Annotated in this window: 3 protein-coding genes and 1 pseudogene; all 4 read left to right on the plus strand. The window is 62.4% G+C overall.

Translation table 11 applies throughout. From position 1 onward, the window contains the following. Positions 1–21: 21 nt before the first annotated feature. Positions 22–243 (plus strand): annotated as a pseudogene (locus AC1DW9_RS36400) (transposase domain-containing protein); the annotation flags it as partial. 261 nt (positions 244–504) lie between these two features. Continuing rightward, positions 505–804 carry a hypothetical protein gene (locus tag AC1DW9_RS36405; protein ID WP_476776346.1) on the plus strand — a complete coding sequence of 100 codons (300 nt, stop codon included), beginning with the start codon at positions 505–507 and terminating at the stop codon, positions 802–804. Continuing rightward, a complete protein-coding gene (rfbA, locus tag AC1DW9_RS36410) occupies positions 801–1,661 on the plus strand; it encodes a glucose-1-phosphate thymidylyltransferase RfbA (protein WP_476776347.1) in 861 nt (286 codons plus the stop codon). The genes AC1DW9_RS36405 and rfbA overlap by 4 nt, the downstream gene beginning before the upstream one ends. Before the next feature lie 876 nt (positions 1,662–2,537). Beyond that, complete coding sequence (locus tag AC1DW9_RS36415) at positions 2,538–2,807, plus strand: hypothetical protein (protein WP_476776348.1); 270 nt, start codon at positions 2,538–2,540, stop codon at positions 2,805–2,807. The last annotated feature ends 163 nt before the right edge of the window (positions 2,808–2,970 follow it).

Consider the following 2,970-nt stretch of genomic DNA (forward strand, 5'->3'; position numbering starts at 1 on the left):
CGATCAAGCCCATCGCTTTGAGCTTTGAACCGCAAGAACGCGCTCTTTGCCGGATCTGACGGCGGCGCCGAGCACTGGGCCGTGATCGCCTCACTCGTGGAAACGGCCAAGCTCAACGGCGTCGATCCGCAATACTATCTCGCCGACGTCCTCGCCCGCATCGTCGCCGGCCATCCCCAGAGCCAGATCGACGACCTGCTGCCCTGGGCTTACGCAGAGACGCAGCTCAAGGCTGTGGCCTGAGAACAGCGCTCACGATTTTGACGATGGCGGCCTGGCGAGCTGGGTCAAGTGGAGCGCCAGCGGCGTTACGACACAAGGCCACGTCCCCCTGTGAGCCGTTTGAGCCACTGAAAGTGGTCATTCGCGCCGGACCGCCCTATTCCATCGCCTCGCGCTTGGTTGAGAAGGCGCGGCGTAGCCGGGCCTGCCAGTCAGACGAGCGTCGGCGTGTCGTTGACGCGGTCCGGCGGCGCGACTACCTGCGGCTAGGCAGGAGACTTCATGTCCAATTTTACCTTCGCGCCTCTCGCCATTCCCGGTCCTGTGCTGGTCCGGCCGCGACGTTTCGATGACCGCGGCTACATCATGGAAACCTATAGCCGCGAGCCTTTCGACAGGGATCGCGCCGAATTTCATTCAGGACAACCAATCGCCCTCGTCGCTGGCGCACGAGCGAGCCGTCCGGCCAATTCGGTGCTTGATTCCGCCCGGTTCGCCGCGACCTTTGGCTATCGCGCAAAGCCGTGGCAAGAACGCATGCGCGAGGTGGTGGGCTCGTTGACGGCGCAGAGGGTATCATGAAGGGCATCATTCTCGCGGGTGGCACCGGCACGCGGCTGCACCCGGTGACCTCGGTGGTCTCGAAGCAGTTGCTGCCCGTCTACGACAAGCCGATGATCTACTACCCGCTCTCGACGCTGATGCTTGGGGGTATCCGCGAGATCCTGATCATCACCACCCCCCATGATCAGGCGCTGTTTGCCCGCTTGCTGGGGGACGGGACCCAGTTTGGCCTGAAGCTCAGCTACGCCGTGCAGGCCGAGCCGCGCGGCCTTGCCGACGCATTCATCGTCGGGCGCGATTTCGTAGGGATCGATCGCGTCGCGTTGGTTCTTGGTGACAACATCTTCTACGGCCACGGCCTGCCTGAGTTAATGGCGGAGGCGATCGCGCGGCCGACGGGGGCGACCGTCTTCGGTTATGCCGTCTCCGATCCGCAGCGTTATGGCGTGGTCGAGATCGACGCGGCGGGCACGGGCATCTCGATCGAGGAGAAGCCGGCCGAACCGAAATCCAATCTCGCGGTGACCGGCCTTTATTTCTACGACAACGATGTGCTCGACATCGCGGCGGGCATCGCGCCGTCGGCGCGCGGCGAGATCGAGATCACCGATATCAACCGCGTCTACATGGCGCGTGGTAAGCTTCACGTTCAGATCATGGGCCGGGGCTTCGCCTGGCTCGATACCGGCACGCATGAGAGCCTGATGGAAGCCGGGCAGTTCATCGAGATCCTGGAGCGGCGCCAAGGCATGAAGATCTCCTGCCCGGAGGAAATCGCCTTCCGTAAGGGGTTCATCACTCGCGATCAGCTGGCCGAACTGGCGAAGCTGACGGGCAAATCGAGCTACGGGCAGTATCTTGCGAAACTGCTCTGATTGCGGGCCTTCCGGCTCATGAAGGTGCGGAGATCGGTATGACCTGGTCGGCGCGGCAAGGCACGAAACTCGAGGATGAGCGGATCCGCCCCGGTGACGCGCGCACACGACAGCTACTCCACGACTCGCAGTAGCCCCGCCGGTTCTGGGGAAACTCGGCGGGGCTACTAGGCCGTGTCGACGATGTGATGCGCCGTCACGCGGTTAGGGAACGCGAGGCGAGATGAGCAGTTCCCTCCGCCTAACCAGATTAGATTCGCCAAGAGCCACTCGGCCCGGCTCCTCAGTAGCAGATGGTCGAGAAGCCGAGGGTGTTGCAGAAAGTCATGCCCCGGGGCGGGCTCGGCTGCACGACGACAGGCCGGGCCGGGATGTTCCGTCGCTGGATCTCGTTGCTCATTTCGATACCCCTGGCCTGCATCTGGGCATAGCCATCGAGCTGCGACCATGAGTTGCAATATCGACCAAAGGCGAGCCGCCGGGTTTTCCACTGACGTTGCGTTAATGATACAGCGCGTCCGTTGGCTGATCGACTTTGCGCAAACCGGCCTGGGGTGACCGTTAAGCCGCCCCACTCCGGCATTCATGCCGACCACTATAGAGGCGCTGGCGCCCTAACAGACCCGCGTCCGTGATTTCAGGAAACACCATGCAGACTGAAGACGTGACGCTAACAGGTTGCGCTTTCGTCCGCGTGTACAGAACATTCCTAGCGGCAACTAACGCCCGCGACCTCGCGGCTGCATATGATCCGCAGAATTGGTGACATATTTCACACACGAGGCCGGCCAACCGGCGGCAAGCTCCCGCAACAACTTGCCGGCGTCCATCGCGGCTGCAAGTCTGTCGCCTCGCACTGCTACTATGGCGCGCCCGATGCTCTTCAATTCTACCGAGTTCATTATCGTCTTTCTTCCGCTTGCGGTGCTCCTGCCCTTCGCTCTTGCGCGCTTGAGCGCGGCGGCTGCGATCCTCGACACGATGCTGCCGTCGCTCGTCTTCTATGCTTGGTGGAACCCGCCTTCGTGCTCTTGCCTGTCGCGTCGATCGTCGCGAATTTCTGTTTCGCGCGGCCTTGCCCGCAGCCTTTTCCTCGACGGACGCCTTGCCGAACTCCAGCCAGGTTTGCCCGATGCTCTGGCGTAAGAAGAAGCCGGTTTCTGCCGCGTCCGGGATGAAGCCTCGGACCTATGCGCTGACGCTGATTCTGGGGGCTGCGGCACTCTTTATCAGTGTCGTCGTCGCGAATGTCGTGATCGATCCGCAGGGCGTGTTCGGCACAAACGTCCTTCCGCGTACGCCCAACCTC

Source organism: Allobosea sp. P4_E12 (assembly GCF_056401655.1).